The 14,811-nt window shown below is 60.4% G+C and carries 19 protein-coding genes; 7 read left to right on the forward strand and 12 right to left on the reverse strand.

Going from position 1 to position 14,811, the window contains the following annotated elements:
• The first annotated feature begins 17 nt into the window (after positions 1-17).
• The 3 genes from FUU19_RS10190 (at position 18) to FUU19_RS10200 (ending at position 2,318) form a co-directional block, all read left to right on the forward strand.
• Positions 18-803: a helix-turn-helix transcriptional regulator gene (locus FUU19_RS10190; RefSeq protein ID WP_230490053.1), complete on the forward strand. Its 786-nt coding sequence runs from the start codon at positions 18-20 to the stop codon at positions 801-803.
• Between the two features lie 125 nt (positions 804-928).
• The gene (locus FUU19_RS10195) at positions 929-1,675 is read left to right on the forward strand and encodes a DUF2076 domain-containing protein (protein WP_141970741.1); all 747 of its coding nucleotides are present in this window, start codon (positions 929-931) and stop codon (positions 1,673-1,675) included.
• A gap of 94 nt (positions 1,676-1,769) precedes the next feature.
• Positions 1,770-2,318, forward strand: coding sequence for a GNAT family N-acetyltransferase (locus FUU19_RS10200; protein ID WP_141970744.1), 549 nt, complete (start codon positions 1,770-1,772; stop codon positions 2,316-2,318).
• Here FUU19_RS10200 and FUU19_RS10205 read toward each other — a convergent pair.
• The 5 genes from FUU19_RS10205 to FUU19_RS10225 all read right to left on the reverse strand — a co-directional run bounded on the left by FUU19_RS10205 (position 2,309) and on the right by FUU19_RS10225 (position 5,281).
• Positions 2,309-2,560, reverse strand: coding sequence for a hypothetical protein (locus tag FUU19_RS10205; protein ID WP_025301707.1), 252 nt, complete (start codon positions 2,558-2,560; stop codon positions 2,309-2,311). The two genes, FUU19_RS10200 and FUU19_RS10205, sit on opposite strands and share 10 nt — an antisense overlap.
• An 86-nt stretch (positions 2,561-2,646) precedes the next feature.
• A complete protein-coding gene (locus FUU19_RS10210) occupies positions 2,647-3,099 on the reverse strand; it encodes a thiol-disulfide oxidoreductase DCC family protein (protein WP_141970746.1) in 453 nt (150 codons plus the stop codon).
• A 75-nt stretch (positions 3,100-3,174) separates the two neighbouring features.
• Positions 3,175-3,504, reverse strand: a complete 330-nt coding sequence (locus tag FUU19_RS10215) for a hypothetical protein (RefSeq protein ID WP_230490052.1) — start codon at positions 3,502-3,504, stop codon at positions 3,175-3,177.
• 154 nt (positions 3,505-3,658) lie between these two features.
• Complete coding sequence (gene ycaC / locus FUU19_RS10220) at positions 3,659-4,285, reverse strand: isochorismate family cysteine hydrolase YcaC (protein WP_025301704.1); 627 nt, start codon at positions 4,283-4,285, stop codon at positions 3,659-3,661.
• A gap of 114 nt (positions 4,286-4,399) precedes the next feature.
• The gene (locus FUU19_RS10225; RefSeq protein WP_141970749.1) at positions 4,400-5,281 is read right to left on the reverse strand and encodes a pirin family protein; all 882 of its coding nucleotides are present in this window, start codon (positions 5,279-5,281) and stop codon (positions 4,400-4,402) included.
• A gap of 125 nt (positions 5,282-5,406) precedes the next feature.
• On the opposite strand from FUU19_RS10225, the gene FUU19_RS10230 reads away from it, so the two are divergent.
• Positions 5,407-6,315, forward strand: a complete 909-nt coding sequence (locus tag FUU19_RS10230; protein ID WP_033634044.1) for a LysR family transcriptional regulator — start codon at positions 5,407-5,409, stop codon at positions 6,313-6,315.
• Here FUU19_RS10230 and FUU19_RS10235 read toward each other — a convergent pair whose 3' ends face one another.
• Complete coding sequence (locus tag FUU19_RS10235; protein WP_197833114.1) at positions 6,316-6,705, reverse strand: VOC family protein; 390 nt, start codon at positions 6,703-6,705, stop codon at positions 6,316-6,318.
• 2 nt (positions 6,706-6,707) lie between these two features.
• Positions 6,708-7,490: a DeoR/GlpR family DNA-binding transcription regulator gene (locus FUU19_RS10240; RefSeq protein WP_230490051.1), complete on the reverse strand. Its 783-nt coding sequence runs from the start codon at positions 7,488-7,490 to the stop codon at positions 6,708-6,710.
• Between the two features lie 138 nt (positions 7,491-7,628).
• Here FUU19_RS10240 and FUU19_RS10245 point away from each other — a divergent pair, with 138 nt between their 5' ends.
• Positions 7,629-8,318, forward strand: coding sequence for a ZIP family metal transporter (locus FUU19_RS10245; RefSeq protein WP_197833116.1), 690 nt, complete (start codon positions 7,629-7,631; stop codon positions 8,316-8,318).
• Positions 8,319-8,423: 105 nt separating this feature from the next.
• Positions 8,424-9,041, forward strand: coding sequence for a hypothetical protein (locus tag FUU19_RS10250; protein WP_230490050.1), 618 nt, complete (start codon positions 8,424-8,426; stop codon positions 9,039-9,041).
• 35 nt (positions 9,042-9,076) lie between these two features.
• On the opposite strand, the gene FUU19_RS10255 is transcribed toward FUU19_RS10250, so the two are convergent.
• The 4 genes from FUU19_RS10255 to FUU19_RS10270 all read right to left on the reverse strand — a co-directional run bounded on the left by FUU19_RS10255 (position 9,077) and on the right by FUU19_RS10270 (position 11,233).
• Positions 9,077-9,340: a putative hemolysin gene (locus tag FUU19_RS10255; RefSeq protein ID WP_019454261.1), complete on the reverse strand. Its 264-nt coding sequence runs from the start codon at positions 9,338-9,340 to the stop codon at positions 9,077-9,079.
• Positions 9,341-9,390: 50 nt separating this feature from the next.
• Positions 9,391-9,879, reverse strand: coding sequence for a YjjA family protein (locus FUU19_RS10260; RefSeq protein ID WP_148875740.1), 489 nt, complete (start codon positions 9,877-9,879; stop codon positions 9,391-9,393).
• Between the two features lie 126 nt (positions 9,880-10,005).
• A complete protein-coding gene (gene pagP, locus FUU19_RS10265) occupies positions 10,006-10,596 on the reverse strand; it encodes a lipid IV(A) palmitoyltransferase PagP (RefSeq protein ID WP_141970761.1) in 591 nt (196 codons plus the stop codon).
• A gap of 208 nt (positions 10,597-10,804) precedes the next feature.
• Entirely contained in the window at positions 10,805-11,233 is a 429-nt protein-coding gene (locus FUU19_RS10270; protein WP_197833120.1) for an adenine nucleotide alpha hydrolase family protein, read from the reverse strand.
• Between the two features lie 673 nt (positions 11,234-11,906).
• Here FUU19_RS10270 and FUU19_RS10275 point away from each other — a divergent pair.
• The gene (locus FUU19_RS10275; RefSeq protein WP_173889192.1) at positions 11,907-13,586 is read left to right on the forward strand and encodes an alpha-keto acid decarboxylase family protein; all 1,680 of its coding nucleotides are present in this window, start codon (positions 11,907-11,909) and stop codon (positions 13,584-13,586) included.
• A 53-nt stretch (positions 13,587-13,639) separates the two neighbouring features.
• Here the strand turns inward: FUU19_RS10275 and FUU19_RS10280 are convergent, their stop codons facing one another.
• A complete protein-coding gene (locus FUU19_RS10280) occupies positions 13,640-14,743 on the reverse strand; it encodes a DUF1615 domain-containing protein (RefSeq protein ID WP_304622310.1) in 1,104 nt (367 codons plus the stop codon).
• Positions 14,744-14,811 lie beyond the last annotated feature (68 nt).

Below are 14,811 nucleotides of genomic sequence, written 5' to 3' on the forward strand. Positions count from 1 at the left end.
TAAATAGGTACCATGCTATGTCATCAGAAGCCTTATCCGGGCCAAAAGCCCTCGGCGCATTTCTGCGCACGCACCGCGAACGCATCACGCCGGAAATGATCGGCCTGCCCAGCTCTTCGCGCCGCCGCACCAGCGGCCTGCGCCGCGAAGAACTGGCGCAAATCAGCGGCATCAGCGCCACCTGGTATACCTGGATCGAACAGGGCCGCGAGGTATCCATTTCCCCCTACACGCTGGCACGCATCGCCAAGGCGCTGCGGCTCGGCCCGGCAGAGCGCCACTACCTGTTTACCCTGGCGCGCATCGCCGACCCCGAGCTGGAAACGCACCGCGAAACCGCCAATGACGCGGTGCTGCAGAGCGTGCACCAAATGACGGTGCCCTGCTACCTGCTGGACGTGACCTGGAACGTCGTCGCCTGGAACCCACAGGCGGCGGCGTTGTTCAGCGGCTGGCTGGATGTGGCCAGCAGCCCCAACCTGCTGCACTTTATGTTCTTCCACCCATTGGCAAAAACGCTGGTCAGCGATTGGGAGGAACGCGCTCGCCGCGTGGTGGCCGAGTTTCGCGCCGAGACCAGCCATCATCAAAACACCGAAGAGATGCGCGCCTTCGTGCGCAACATGACGCACAACAGCACGGACTTTAATCACTGGTGGAAACAGCATGACGTGATGGCGCGCGAAGGCGGCGAAAGAGCGTTCGAACATCCTCAGCAAGGCGCGCTGCGCTATCGCCAGCTCACCTTCCACCCGGCGGAACACGGCGGTCTGAAGCTGGTGATGCTGATCCCGCTGCCGTAATTGGTAACAAATTCATAGACAGGTTTACCCGCCATTTATTTATTGGTTCATGTAAACGCGCTAGGGTGATTGTTACCGATGATAGTCATCATCCAGCACCGTTATTTATCTCCCGAGGTACGCCTATGCAATCCGAAGAACAACGCCTTATCGATGGTCTGTTTGGCCGCCTGAAAGAAGCCGAGACCAAGACGGGCCCACGGGATCTCCAGGCAGAACAGCAAATCAATCAGCATATTCGCGAGCAGCCTTCCGCCCCTTATTACATGGCGCAGGCGATGATCATTCAGGAAGCGGCGCTCAAGCAGATGGACCAGCGCGTCAAAGAGCTGGAAGCCCAGGTCGCGCAGCTGCAGCAAACCGCCAACGGCCAGCAAAGCAGCGGTGGTTTCCTGGCCGGCCTGTTCGGCGGCGGCAGCCGCAATACGCCGAGCCCGCGTGAACAGTACCAGGCGCAGCAGCAAAATACGGCGGCCTGGAACAACGCGCAGCAGGGGGGCTACGCGCAGCCGCAGCAACCTGCCTATGCCCAACCGCAGCAGGCGGCGCCTTCACGCGCCGGCGGCTTCCTGGGCGGCGCCTTGCAAACGGCGGCGGGCGTCGCCGGCGGCGTGGTATTGGCCGACATGCTGACCGGCATGTTCCGCCATTCGCAGCCGCAGGAAATCGTGAATATTATCGAAGAAACCCCGGCGCCGCTGGACGACAGCGCGATGCGTAATTTCGACGCCTCCAACAACCTTGATACCTTCAACAACGGCGACGGCGGCAGCTTCCTCAACCAGGACAACGGCTTCCAGAACGCCAACTATCAGGACGACACGGACTACGCCGACGACGATTACAACGACGACGACGACTCCTTCCTGTAATGCCCTCTCCCCCTCTCACCTGGAGAGGGGGATTTCCCGTTTCGCCGATCTGGACTACAGTGAACGCTGTTCATTTATCCGGCCGGGAGAAACGATGCCGAGCTTTAATCCTTCATCCCCCTTCTTCAGCGAACGCCTGCAGATGCGGCCGCCGGTAATGGCGGACCTCGAACGTTTCTACGCCATCTTTGGCGATCCGCAAACCCAACGCTTCAACCCCGCCGGCCCGCTGACCAGCGAAGCGCAGGCCGCCTCGGCGCTGCAGGATCGGCTCGCCGGCTGGCGGCAGCACGGTTACGGCTCCTGGGCGATCGCCCTGCGCGAACGGCCGGATTGGGTTATCGGCTTTGGCGGCTTGTCCTGGAAACCGCTCGGCGCGCAGCGCACCGTTAACCTCGGCTATCGCTTCGATACCCGGGTGTGGGGCATGGGGCTGGCCACCGAGATGGCGTGGGCTTCACTGCAGTACGGCTTTATCGGGCTGGAAGTGGGTGAAATTTCCGCCATTGTGCGCGCGGAGAATCAGGCTTCGTGGCGGGTGCTGGAAAAGGTCGGTTTACGGCGGGTGGATACGCTGGATGACGTGCCCGGCGCAGCGCCGAGCCTGGTGTATACGCTAAAGCGCGGCGACTATCAGGGCTGATCGTCGCTGATTTTGGCCAACGCCATGCGGTAAGACTTGACCTTCTGACGCTTTTTCAGCCAGGTGGTGGTAGACACGATGAACACCGCGCCCGACATCGCCAATACGCCGGTCGGATGGCCGTAAAACACCATCAAGGCAAAGTACACGGCGGAAACGATCGCCACCCATTTCGCCGTATTGCCCATGTCGTTCTTCTCCTGGGTCAAACGGCGGATGTGCTCTTCTTCACTGATTCCCATACGCGCTCCTTGTTGGCTAAACGTTCCATTATATGGAGCTGGAGTGTTGATATTTCAAGCGGTTGGATGGTAAAGAAGCGTAAAGCTCAGGCCGGCGGTTCCTGCCGCCGGGGCAGATAGCGCCCGGGCTGGTCGGCGCCCGGCAAACCGGTGCCATCGTTGCGACCAAACAGCCGGTAGCGATTGCCGGCGACCGCATCATAGACCTTGTCCGCCAGTCGCGGCGGCAGGTAACGCACCAGCGCCAGCGCGCGGTACGGCCATCCCAATTGGCGCAGCGCCCGAAACAACGCCGCCGAACGCAGCCAACAGCGCCCCTGCTCAATATAAACCACGGAATCGAAACGATCGGTCGGCAATCCCAGCGCCTGCAGGATCGCCTGCCCTTCGACGGATTGCACCGTCGCCAATAGAATGCGCCGCTGCCGATCGGCGCGAATAAGGTATCTCACCAGCCCGTGACACAGATTGCATTCGCCGTCGAACAACAGCGCGCGATCGCCGGGCTGGAGATAAGGCAGTTGTGCTAAAAGGGTCATCCCGCCTCCCGATAAACGCTCGCCTTAGCCTAACGCGCCTTGGGCATGCGAACCAGAGCGGGATGATGTGGCCCGTTAACGCGCAGGCGGGGCGTCAGGCACGGCTACCACCGCGACGCGCACCTCGTAATGCTTGGCGTTACCCGCCGGGATCACCGCCGTCAGTTTGTTGATGGTTTCCACCGGATTGTCGCTGGCCGAGGTGGCGCAGAACAGTTCGCCGCCGTGGCAGAACCCCGGTTTGGGCGGGTGCCCCCCCGGGAAAGGCGGCATGCGCATCGGTTCATCCGCCACAGGCGGCAACGCTTTGGCCGCAGGCGCCTCGGGGGCCGACATCGCGCTCGCGCTGAACAACAGCGCCATGCCCATGCAGGGCAGCGCCAGGATCTTGATTGCTTGTTTCATTGAATTAGCCTCATTTGCCGGGTTCGGGATTACGCTACCCCGCCCCCGGCCCATGAGAAAGCCGCTTTTCGCTACCTTTTCGCCCCGCTACGTTTTGCTTACATCCCGCGTCTAACGTGATGAAAGGCGAAAGGTTGGGTAAAGGGCCGTCGCGTTACTTACCGTTCGTCAGCGTGTTATAGCTGGTCATCAGGTTGCGGTAGTCCGGGATATGGTTGGAGAACAGCGCGCCCAGCCCTTCGATGTCATTGCGCCAGTCGCGGTGCAGCTCGCAGGCGACGCCGAACCAGGTCATCAACTGCGCGCCGGCGGCTTCCATGCGGCTCCAGGCCGACTGACGCGTCAGCTCATTGAAGGTGCCGGAGGCGTCGGTCACCACAAAGACCTCGAAACCTTCATTGAGCGCAGACAGCGCCGGGAATGCCACGCACACTTCGGTCACTACGCCGGCGATGATCAGCTGCTTGCGGCCGGTGGCTTTTACCGCCTTGACGAAGTCGTCGTTATCCCAGGCGTTGATTTGGCCAGGGCGAGGAATGAAGGGAGCATCGGGGAATTGGGCTTTCAGTTCAGGCACCAGCGGACCGTTGGGGCCGTTTTCGAAACTGGTGGTGAGAATGGTCGGCAGATTGAAGTACTTCGCTAAATCACCCAGCGCCAGCACGTTGTTTTTAAACCGATCGGGATCGATATCGCGCACCAGCGAAAGCAGCCCTGCCTGATGATCCACCAGCAATACGGCGGCCTGGTCCTTGTCGAGGCGTTTGTAATTTGCAGTCATGGTTTTACTCCTGTGGGGGTTGATGTTGCGGATGAAACGCCCCGCCTGAGCGGGACGTCGAGGTTTAAGTGTAGCGCCTGAGCCGGGGAACACGTCCCGCCCCAGGCGCCAAGGTCAACCGACGGTCGCTTCGGCGTTCATGCTGCCGAACTTGCCGCTGTTGAAATCGCGGAACGCCTGCTGGATTTCCGCGTCGCTGTTCATAACGAACGGGCCGTAGCCGACGATAGGCTCATCGATCGGTTCGCCGCTCAGCACCAGCAGCGCGACGTCGTTGTTGGCTTCGATAGTGATCGAATCCCCCGCCCGGTCGAAACGCACCATTTGGGTTTCGCGCACCACGTCTTCGCCGTTGACCAGGATGGCACCGTGCAGCATCACCAGCGCCAGCGTATGGCCTTCTTTCACCGTCAGCGTGGTGGTGTGGCCGGCATTCAGCTTCATGTCCCACACGTTGAGCGGGCTGAAAGTGCGTGCCGGGCCGGCGTGGCCGCCAAAGTCACCGGCGATCACCCGCACCTGCCCTGCGCCGTCCGCCAGCGGAACCACCGGAATATCGGCGTTCAACAGCGTCTGGTAACCCGGCTCGGCCATTTTGTCTTTGGCCGGCAGGTTGACCCACAGCTGCACCATTTCCATGGTGCCGCCCTTGCGCGAGAAATCCCGTGAATGGAACTCTTCGTGCAGAATGCCGGAGGCGGCGGTCATCCACTGGACGTCGCCGGGGCCAATCACCCCGCCGCTGCCGGTCGAGTCGCGGTGTTCCACTTCGCCCTGATAGACGATGGTCACCGTTTCAAACCCGCGATGCGGGTGCTGACCCACGCCGCGGGTGCCGGAGGCGGAACGGAATTTGGTTGGCGCCGCGTGATCCAGCAGCAGGAACGGGCTCATTTCCGCCCCCAAATCGTTATAAGAGAACAGCGAATTCACCAGGAAACCGTTACCGACCCAATGTGCTTCCGGGCTGTTGTGAATACCGAGGATTTTTTTCATCTTGAACTCCCGTTTCAGGCCTCACGGCCTTAAGTTGATGTCAGAAGTTTAATCCGTCGGGGTTTGCTGCAGTAGTAGGCAAGATGTACACTCAGCGTTCTACTGGTAGAACGATAAGGGATACGATGCTGACCGATCTGAACGATCTGTTTTTCTTTGCCAGCGTGGTCGATCACCAGGGATTCGCCCCCGCCGGCCGGGCGCTGGGCATTCCCAAATCCAAGCTCAGCCGCCGCGTGGCGCTGCTGGAGGAGCGGTTGGGCGTGCGCCTGATCCAGCGCTCGACGCGGCGTTTCTCGGTGACCGAGGTCGGCCAAACCTATTACGCACACTGCAAGGCGATGCTGGTGGAAGCGGAAGCGGCGCAGCAAGCGATCGAGCAGACCCGCGCCGAGCCCTGCGGCACGGTGCGCATGTCCTGCCCGGTGGCGATCTTGCACACCCGCGTCGGCAGCATGGTGGCGGCTTTTATGGCCGATTACCCCAAGGTGACGGTACATCTGGAAGCCACCAACCGCCGGGTGGACGTGGTGGGGGAAGGGCTGGATCTGGCGATCCGCGTGCGGCCGCCGCCGCTGGAAGACAGCGATCTGGTGCTGAAGATCCTGGCGCAGCGCACCTGGTGCGTCGCCGCCAGCCCGGCGCTGGTGCGCACCCTCGGGCCGGCGCACACGCCGGAAGACCTGCGTAAATACCCGACGCTCGATCTCGGCCCGGCGCGCGGTCAGCACCAATGGCGGTTGACCGGCCCACAGGGTGAACGGGTAGAGTGGGAACACACGCCGCGGCTGGTCACCGACGACATGCTGATGCTGCGCACCGCCGCCATCGCCGGCGCCGGCATCGTTCAGCTACCGGCGATGATGATGCGCGACGACATGCTGCGCGGCGAGCTGGTGCAACTGTTGCCGGGCTGGCAGCCGCAGGGCGGCGTGGTGCACGCAGTCTACCCGTCGCGCCGCGGCCTGCTGCCGGCGGTGCGGCTGCTGCTCGACTATCTGGGTGAGCAGTTCGCCAGCATCGAAGAAGAGTGATCAGGCGGTAATTTCGATCGCGTTGCCGTCCGGATCGCGAATGACGGCCTCATAGAAGCCGTCGCCGGTCCAGCGCGGCGCGGACAGCAAAATGCCCTCCTGCTGTGCGCGCTGCGCCAGCCTATCGACCTGCCGCTCATCCCCCAGCGACAGCGCGATGTGCGCCCAACCGACCCGCTCCTCCTGCTCCTGCGCCTGCGCCGGCAACAGCGTCGGCACGCGCATGATCTCCAGCGACGGCCCGGCCGCCAGGCTGACGAAACGTGAAACGAACCCCGGCCGGTTGCGGCTGACATACTCCTCCCCCGCTTCACCGTTGAAATAGCGCTGCCAGAACGCCAGCTGCGCGTCGATGTCCTGGGTCCACAGGGCAACATGGGCAATTTTCATCATCATTCTCCGGTCGATAAGTCGCTGTGCCAGACCTGGCCGCCGCCCTGCGCCACCTGCAGCTCAAGCTGAGGGTGCGCGCCGCGAGCCGTCACCAGATGATCCACCCGCCCGGCGGGCAGGAAGGGGTAAGGGGCATAGGTATTGAGTTTGTCGCGGGTACACAGCACCGCCACGCTGCCGGCGCGCGTCAGCAACCGCTTTTTGAACGTGGCGTCCTGATAGCTCAGCGCCGAAAAACCGCCGGCCGGGTCGTAGGCGCAGATGCCGGTGAACACCAGATCGAAATGGAAACCGTCGATCTCTTCCGCCGCCTTGGTGTCCACGCAGCCACCGACCTGCGCATCCAGCTCGCCGCCGATCAGGATGGTGCGGATCCCCGGCCGCTCCAGCATTTTACCGGCGATGCTCAACGCATTGGTCACCACCGTCAAACGCCGATCGCGTGGCAACAGCTCCGCCAAATGCAGGTGGGTGCTGCCGGCATCGAGGAAAATCAGCTGTTCTTCGCCAATCACCCCCAGCGCGGTCTGCGCCAGCGCCAGTTTCTCATCGCCGCTGAGCGTCATGCGCGCCGCAACGGGGCCTTCGGCCGGCGTCGGCGCCAGCGCACCGCCATAGATACGTTTGCACAGGTTCTGCGCCGCCAGCTGGCGCAGATCGCGGCGGATGGTGGCTTCGGTAGTATTCAGCCGCTGCGCCATCTCCAGGGCCAGTACCCGCCCCTGTTGGCGAAGCGTGTCGAGAATGGCCTGGTGGCGTTCATTCGGTAACAGTTTGGACATCGCGTGGATCCGGTGGCGCTGAAGTGATCACAAATGTACATAAACGTACACAATCGAACAATCACTTTTTTCGCCACGCCTAAGCGGCGGCGCTCGTCTAGACTCAAAGCGACATCACCAATAAGGGATTATGACGCGATGACCTCCGCCGTGCTTTATACGCTGTTTCCCGCCGCAGCCACCGTCGTCGGCGCTGCGGTGGCGCTCTATCGCCGCCCCGGTGCCGCCACGATGCGCGTCATCCATCACTTTACCGCCGGCATCGTTTTCGCCGCTGCCGCCACCGAAATCCTGCCCGATCTCAAGCAGCAGTCGCCTGTGGCCGTGTTGCTGGGCGGCGCTGTGGGGGTGCTGTTGATGTTGCTGGTTCGGCGGCTGGGTGAAAAATCGCAGGGGCCGGTCGGTTTTATCGCCGCGGTCGGCGTCGATATCTTTATCGATGGGCTGGTGCTGGGCATTGCCTTCGCGGCCGGCGCCAAAGCCGGTCTGCTGTTGACGCTGGCGTTAACGCTGGAAGTGCTGTTCCTCGGATTATCGATCGTCGGCGATTTGAAAGACTTTCTCGGCAGGCGGCTGCGTGCCATGGCGGCGATAGTCGGCCTGGCGCTGCTGCTGCCCATCGGTGGCCTGCTGGGGGCGCCGGTGGCCATGCTGGGCACATTTTGGCTGACCGCCTTTTTGGCCTTTGGCCTGATCGCCCTGCTCTACCTGGTGACCGAGGAGCTGCTGGTCGAAGCGCATGAAGGCGGGAAAGAGACCCCGTTCGCCACCGCGATGTTCTTTGCCGGCTTCCTGCTGCTGTTGCTGTTAGAGGAAGGTTTGGGGTAAAAAACAGGAATTTCATGGCGCATGCCGCCCGGAGGCAACGCTTTGGCTATACTGAGGCAGGCGAAGTTACCGCAGACGTAACGGCTTGGGCGTAAAGGGAAAACGATGTTATTGACGATCGCAAGGTGGCTGTTTCAACTCCCCGGGAAGCTGTTCGGGCTGATTTTCAAAAATCGCCTGAGGATATTTTTGTTCTTCATGCTGGTCGCCCTCGCGGTGCTCGGCGCCAAGCGCTATCTGCGCGCCCACCAATATGATGACGAGTTCAGCCTCGCCGCCCCCACCGATTACAACCGCGCTATCAAGCGCGAAATGCCGCTGCGCGAGGCGCGTGAAGAGTGCGGTGGACCGCTGCACGACAATGCCGGACAGCCGTGGCCCGCCTCAGCCGGTTATCTGCATCAGCCGACGAGGCTGCCCGCGACCGGTCTGCATCGGCTGACGCTGGATAATCAGGGCAACAATTTCGCGGTGCTGGTCAAGCTGGAAACGCCGGCGGCGCCGCAGCAGCTGGCGGAAGTCTTTATTCCCCCCGCCGGCAGCTTCGAGATAAAAATCAATGCGGACGCGGAACACGTCATGAAAATCAAGAACATCAAGACCGGCTGCATGTTCCGCTCCCGGCCGTTCAACCTGGATAAACAGAGCGATTGGCGCATGCCGCTGACGCTACAGAAGAACGGCAGTCTGCAGCTGCAGTCGATAGGCGATCGCCAATTCTGATCGGGCGCCGAGCGGAAGAGCCGGCGCCGCGAGGATTACTTTTTCACCGGGTGATCGCGCCGGAACAGCTCCCAGCTTTCTATTTCCTGCCCATTCGGCAAGGTACAGGTGGAATACTGGCCTGCCGCATTCTCTTTGGCGTTCAGCTTGCCGCCGATTTTGGTGCAATACACGTCGGCCGGGTTCGCCATGCCGATCGGTTTCACCTGCGGTGGTGGCGGCGCATCGTTGGATTTCACGGAACACCCCTGCAACATCGTCATCCCTGCCAGCAGGGAAAGCATCAACGTTTTTTTCATTTTTCCAGCTTATGCAAAAACGAACGGCGGAGCACTCCGCCGTTCGCTCATCATGAAATAAAGGATTTGCCCTGCTTCAGCACCAGATCGCAGGCTTTTTGCTTCACCTTCTCGGTGATCTGCGAGGTGCCCAGGCTGTTCAGATCCAGGCTCTTGCCTTCGCCGGTCTGCAGCAAGCCGCCCAGACCCTGCTGATAATCCTGGCTCTTGGCGTTTTCGGTGCTGGTGATGCCCAGCTTGCTGAGCAACTGATCTTTCACCCCTTCGGTGCCGTTAGCCGACAGCACGTTGTTTTTCACGCAGTACTGCAGGATACCGGCGGCATTGGTCATGCTGCTGGAGCTCAACGCCTTGTCGCCGCCGTTCAGCAGGCCGGTCAGCGAGGAGAGCGACATGCCGCCGCTGCTGTCGCCGCCCGACTTGCTCAGTTCGCCCGCCGCGCTGCTGAGGGAATCCATCAGCCCGGCGGCCTGGGTGGCGCCGCTGGCCAGGGTAGCGGACAGCGCCAAGGCCAGCAGTAAACGATGTTTGGTGATCATAGTGGTGAAACTCCTGTAATAACGGCATGCGATCGGCGCAGCGCGCCGGGATACCCTTCCGACGCCGCCGACGGCGACAAGTTCCTTTTATCTCGCCACCGCGCCGTTTTTCGGAATTCAGGAAGTTTAGAACTGCCAGCGCAGCCAGGCGAAGAACACGTTGCCGTTGTTATAGGTGCCGGGAATGTAGGTCGCCTGGAACGTCAGCCGCTGATAGCCGATAGAGGCCAGCGGCAGCGGCGCCGGAACAGGAATGTATTTCCAGTTGTCACGCGCGGTGACGCTGGCAGTGAAGCCCAGCCCCAGGCGGAAATCCTTGTCATCCAGCGGGCGCCAGATCTTCTCGTAGGCGTAGCCGCCGATCGGCTCCCACTTGTTGAAGGAATCCTTGAACGCCATGATGTAGATGCCGTGCCAGTCACCGTCGCTGTCGTAGCGGGAGATGCCGTAACCGGCGCCCCACGGACGCTCGTTGTACTTATCGATATGTTCATCATCGTAAGTCCAACGGTTGTGCCAGGTGATGGCCGGGATATAGAGATCGTGGTTAGGCGAGTTGTTCCAGGTCTCCGCTACGTTATGGGTAAACCGCTGCCATAGACCCGGTTTTTCAGCCTGCGCGGTATTGCCACTTTCTGTACCAACCTCAGCGTAAGAAGGCAGTGCAGGAAATATCAACGCCAGAGAACATGCCAAAAGAGTCCGTTTGAGAAACATCGTAAAGCTCCTGTAAAAATACGGCCGAAGATTCTTACCGATAGCCCAGGCAAGATCAAGCTGTATCTAATTTATCCAACGCCCGTTGTGCTTTGGTTAAGTTTAGCACCGGAAAATTCCCAATATTTTTTAACAGGTTGCACCGGTTTCCCCTATGCTATCGCCTTTCGAGCGGCAAAGCCGTGGGAAAAGTCCGCTTTGTCGCACGCTACTCACGGGCAAGGTGCTTGACCAACACATCGACATCGAGACGGTTCACAAACTCCAGGGAATAAGAGGAATAGAGACCGAACAGGCGGTTTTGGTGCCCGACCACCACCAGATCGATATCGGCCTGATGAATGAAATCGCTGACGTCCTTAAAGCGCCGGATGGTGACGATTTCCTTGACCGCAACCGGCGCATCGACGGCGCTCACCAACCGGCTCAGCATCGCCTTGGCGGCAATCACCTCCTGCGCCTGGCGGTCTTTGACCAGCGCATCGCTGCCGTACTCCAGCTCCGCATAGTCGGCGTTAAGGTGGCCAACGGTGATGGCGATCGGCAGCCCGCGCACCATCGCCACCGTTTGACGCAATAGCAGCAGCCCATCGCGCTCATCGTGAATCAGTACCAGAATATGTCGATAGCTTTTCATCGCTCTTCCCCCCGTCAGCCTGTGCCACTGGGGCACCGCCCTCTCTGGTAGGTATACGCCATCTGCGCGCACGTAGAGAAAAGTTTACGTATCAGTTCCCACGGAATGTGATGGCCACCACGTTATATTAGCGCCCGTGACGGCATATTTTAACGCCGGCCCGACGTGACGCGCACTGCGGCCCCGTAAAGCAAAGCTGACGAAAACCGACGACTAAAAAACAATCGTTGTTAATTTTTTGTTTTTAATTGGTTACAGGATGGTTTCTTGAAATAAGCGTGCGGCGGATCACCAAAATCCCCCTTTACGTCAGCGTCGGTTTTTCTTTCTCAGACTCACTGCCGGGTGTCGCCAGGCAGGATTTAACGCGGCGTCAAAAGTACCGGGTAACTCCCCCTGCATTATGATAAATGCCGACATGCCGCCATTTCTCTGTCGATATTCCATCAAGGAAAAATACCGCTGCACGCCAACACGCAATAACCCTACTTTTTATGTATTACTCAATCGCGTAAAGCGCCGAATACAAAGCGCCAATTTACCGGCTGCCAACCCTATCTTGAACAAGTGGACGCTTTAAATAACTGTTAAAGCTAACGACACAACATCGCCAGCAATTTATTTTTGCTGATTTTCGCCTGACAAAATAAAGATAAATAATCCGGAGCAATCAATGAAAATAACTATCGGGTCATTCATTCTGCAACAGCTTCACGCCCTGAACGTCGATCGTATTTACGGCGTGCCCGGCGACTATAACCTCAGCCTGCTGGAGCTGCTGGAAAGCGACGACCGGCTGGCGTTTATCGGCAACTGCAATGAATTGAACGCCTCCTACGCCGCCGACGGCTACGCCCGAATGAAGGGCGCCGGCGCGCTGATCGTCACCTACGGCGTCGGCGATCTGGCCGCGTTGTCCGGCATCGCCGGAGCCTATGCCGAATCCTCGCCGGTGGTCTGCATCGCCGGCACGCCGCCGCTGCACGCGATGAAGAATCATCAGCTATTGCACCATACCTTGGGCGACGGCAATTTCGACAACGTCATGAACTGTTTTAAACAATTCACCGTTGCTCAAGCTTTGATTACGCCGGAAAATGCCGCGCAGGAAATCCCACGCGTTATTTCCCGCGCCTGGATAGAGAAGAAACCGGTCTATTTACAGCTGCCTTCCGATATTTGCGACGTCGAAATTGAAGTCGCCGCAGCCGCAGCGGCGCCGCAGTTGCCGGCCAGCGATAAATACAATGTGCAATTAGCGGCGATGGCGCTGTTAACCAAAATAAAACGCGCACAGCGTCCGATCATGTTGGTCGACCAAATGGTGGATCGCTATCAGCTGCAGCAGCAGGTTATCGCCGTCGCTCATCGTTTTGCCATTCCGTTGACCAATATGCCGACCGCCAAATGCATTATTCCGGAAGATACCGCCGGTTGGATGGGCGGCTACAGCGGCAACCTGTCGCGTCCCGAACTGTATGAACGCATGGCCCACTCAGACTGCGTGCTGAGCTTCGGCGTACGTCTGGTAGACTCCACCACCGGTTATTTCTCGCAGCAAATTCCCGTCGCCGCTCAGGTGGATATCCAGCCGTTCTCGCTGAAGCTGGACAATACCTCCTACCCGGCGGTGGCGACGACGGATCTGCTGCAGGCGCTGCTGGATCTGAGCGAAGACGCGCCGGCGCAGCGTTTATCGCCGCTGGCCGATCCCCGTGAGAAGCTGGTGACGCCGAGCGACGCGCCTATCGACCAGGCCTATCTGTGGCGACGCATCCAACGCTTCATCCAGGCGGATGACGTGGTGGTGGTGGAAAACGGCACCTCAGGCGCCGCCATCGGCGGCATGCGTATGCCGGGCGGCGTCAAGGTGGTCAACCAACCGATTTGGGGCTCGATCGGTTATACCCTGCCGGCGCTGCTCGGCACCCTGATGGCAGCGCCGGAGCGCCGTCACCTGCTGTTCATCGGCGACGGCTCCTTCCAGCTCACCGCGCAGGAAGTGTCTACCCTGCTGCGCTGCGAACAAAAGCCGATCATCTTCCTGATCAATAACGATGGCTACACCATCGAACGTTATATCCTCGGCGAAAACTCGTCCTACAACGACATCAGCCCGTGGGACTATGCCAAACTGCCGGCGGTGCTGAATACCCAGGCGCAGCCGTTCAGCGTGGCAGTGGAAACCACGCAGCAGCTGGAAATGGCCCTGGAACACGCCTCGCGGCAGGATCGGCTGGCGTTTATCGAGGTGAAAGTGCCGATGATGGATACGCCGCCGGTGATGAAAGAGTTCTGCAACCGTTGCAACAGCTTTAACTTCGGCCTGACCAACCCGCGCCGCAGCGCCTGAGGCGCGATCGCGCCGCCGGTGGTTCAGGAAACCGGCGGCGTTTTTTTATGCCGCTACCCGCCGGCGCGCGCCATGCAGCGCTGGCGGCGTTCGTCCACCCGCTTGGCGAACCAGGCGGTAGTCAGCTTGCGGGTGATTTTCGGGCTTTCCAGCTGGATACCCGGCAGCATCTCGCGCGGCAGCTTGCCGCCCGCCAGCGCATAGACCTTCTTATACAGGTCGGTGTCGGCAAAGCCGGCCGTGTCGCCTTTTTCCAGCGCCCGGCGAATGGCGCTGTCGCTCATGTTCAGGCGCTTGCCAAGCGTGCGCACCGCCAGCTCGGTCGAGCCGGGCTTGTCGCTGCTGAAGTCGATAAGATCGCCGTCCAGCGCCAGCGGAATAGCGCTCGCCCGGCTGACCGCGTTTTGGAACGCCGCGTTACGGCTGGCGTACCAGCCGGCGTTGAAGTCGGCAAAGCGGTAAATCGGTCGGCTGTAATCGGCCGGATACCCCAGCAAATGCATAATGCCGAAGTACATACCGCCGCGCCGGCTGAAGACTTCGCGGCGAATCGAGCCGTCGATCGGATAAGGGTACCCTTTGGCGTGCGCCTCGGCGAAAGCAACGCTCACCTGCATCGGGCCGCCGGTATGTACCGGATTTAAATGGCCGAACAGCTTCTGCCCCATCGGCACGCGGTCGATCATGTCATCGAAGATATCGCTCAGATCCTTCTCGGTACGCACCTTATCCAGCCGCTCGCTGTAGCTCTGCCCGTTCGACGACGAAATCTTCAATGCGGTGTGCACCAAAAAATTCGGGATGTGCATCTGATCGGCGCGGCGGTCGATCTCCTTCCAGGCGATCTTCGGCAGCCCCGGCACCTGCGGGTTAGCCTGGAACGTCGACTCCTGTTCGGTCACCGCCAGCACCGAACACAGGTTGTCATCGCTCGGCTCGATGCCCTGCGCGGCGAAGGCGGCGGTAATATCGGTAGCCCAGCCCTGACGATCGCCGGCGTTGGCCGGGATCAGCGTCATCAGCCGGGCTTTGACGTCGGCGGGGCGCGCCGCCGGCGCCGTGGTGGTGATTTTGCTGGTACAGCCCGCCAGCGCCAGCAGCGCGGCCAGGCTCAGCCAACGAAAGGGCATCGGGTGGAATAAACGAGGTATCGGCATCTTTTCCCTGAACGTGATGACATGAACAGCACTGAAATTAGCCCAGCCGCCGCGCACAATCCAGTATA

The organism is Serratia montpellierensis (genome assembly GCF_020858655.1).
Classification (GTDB): Bacteria; Pseudomonadota; Gammaproteobacteria; order Enterobacterales; family Enterobacteriaceae; genus Serratia; species Serratia montpellierensis.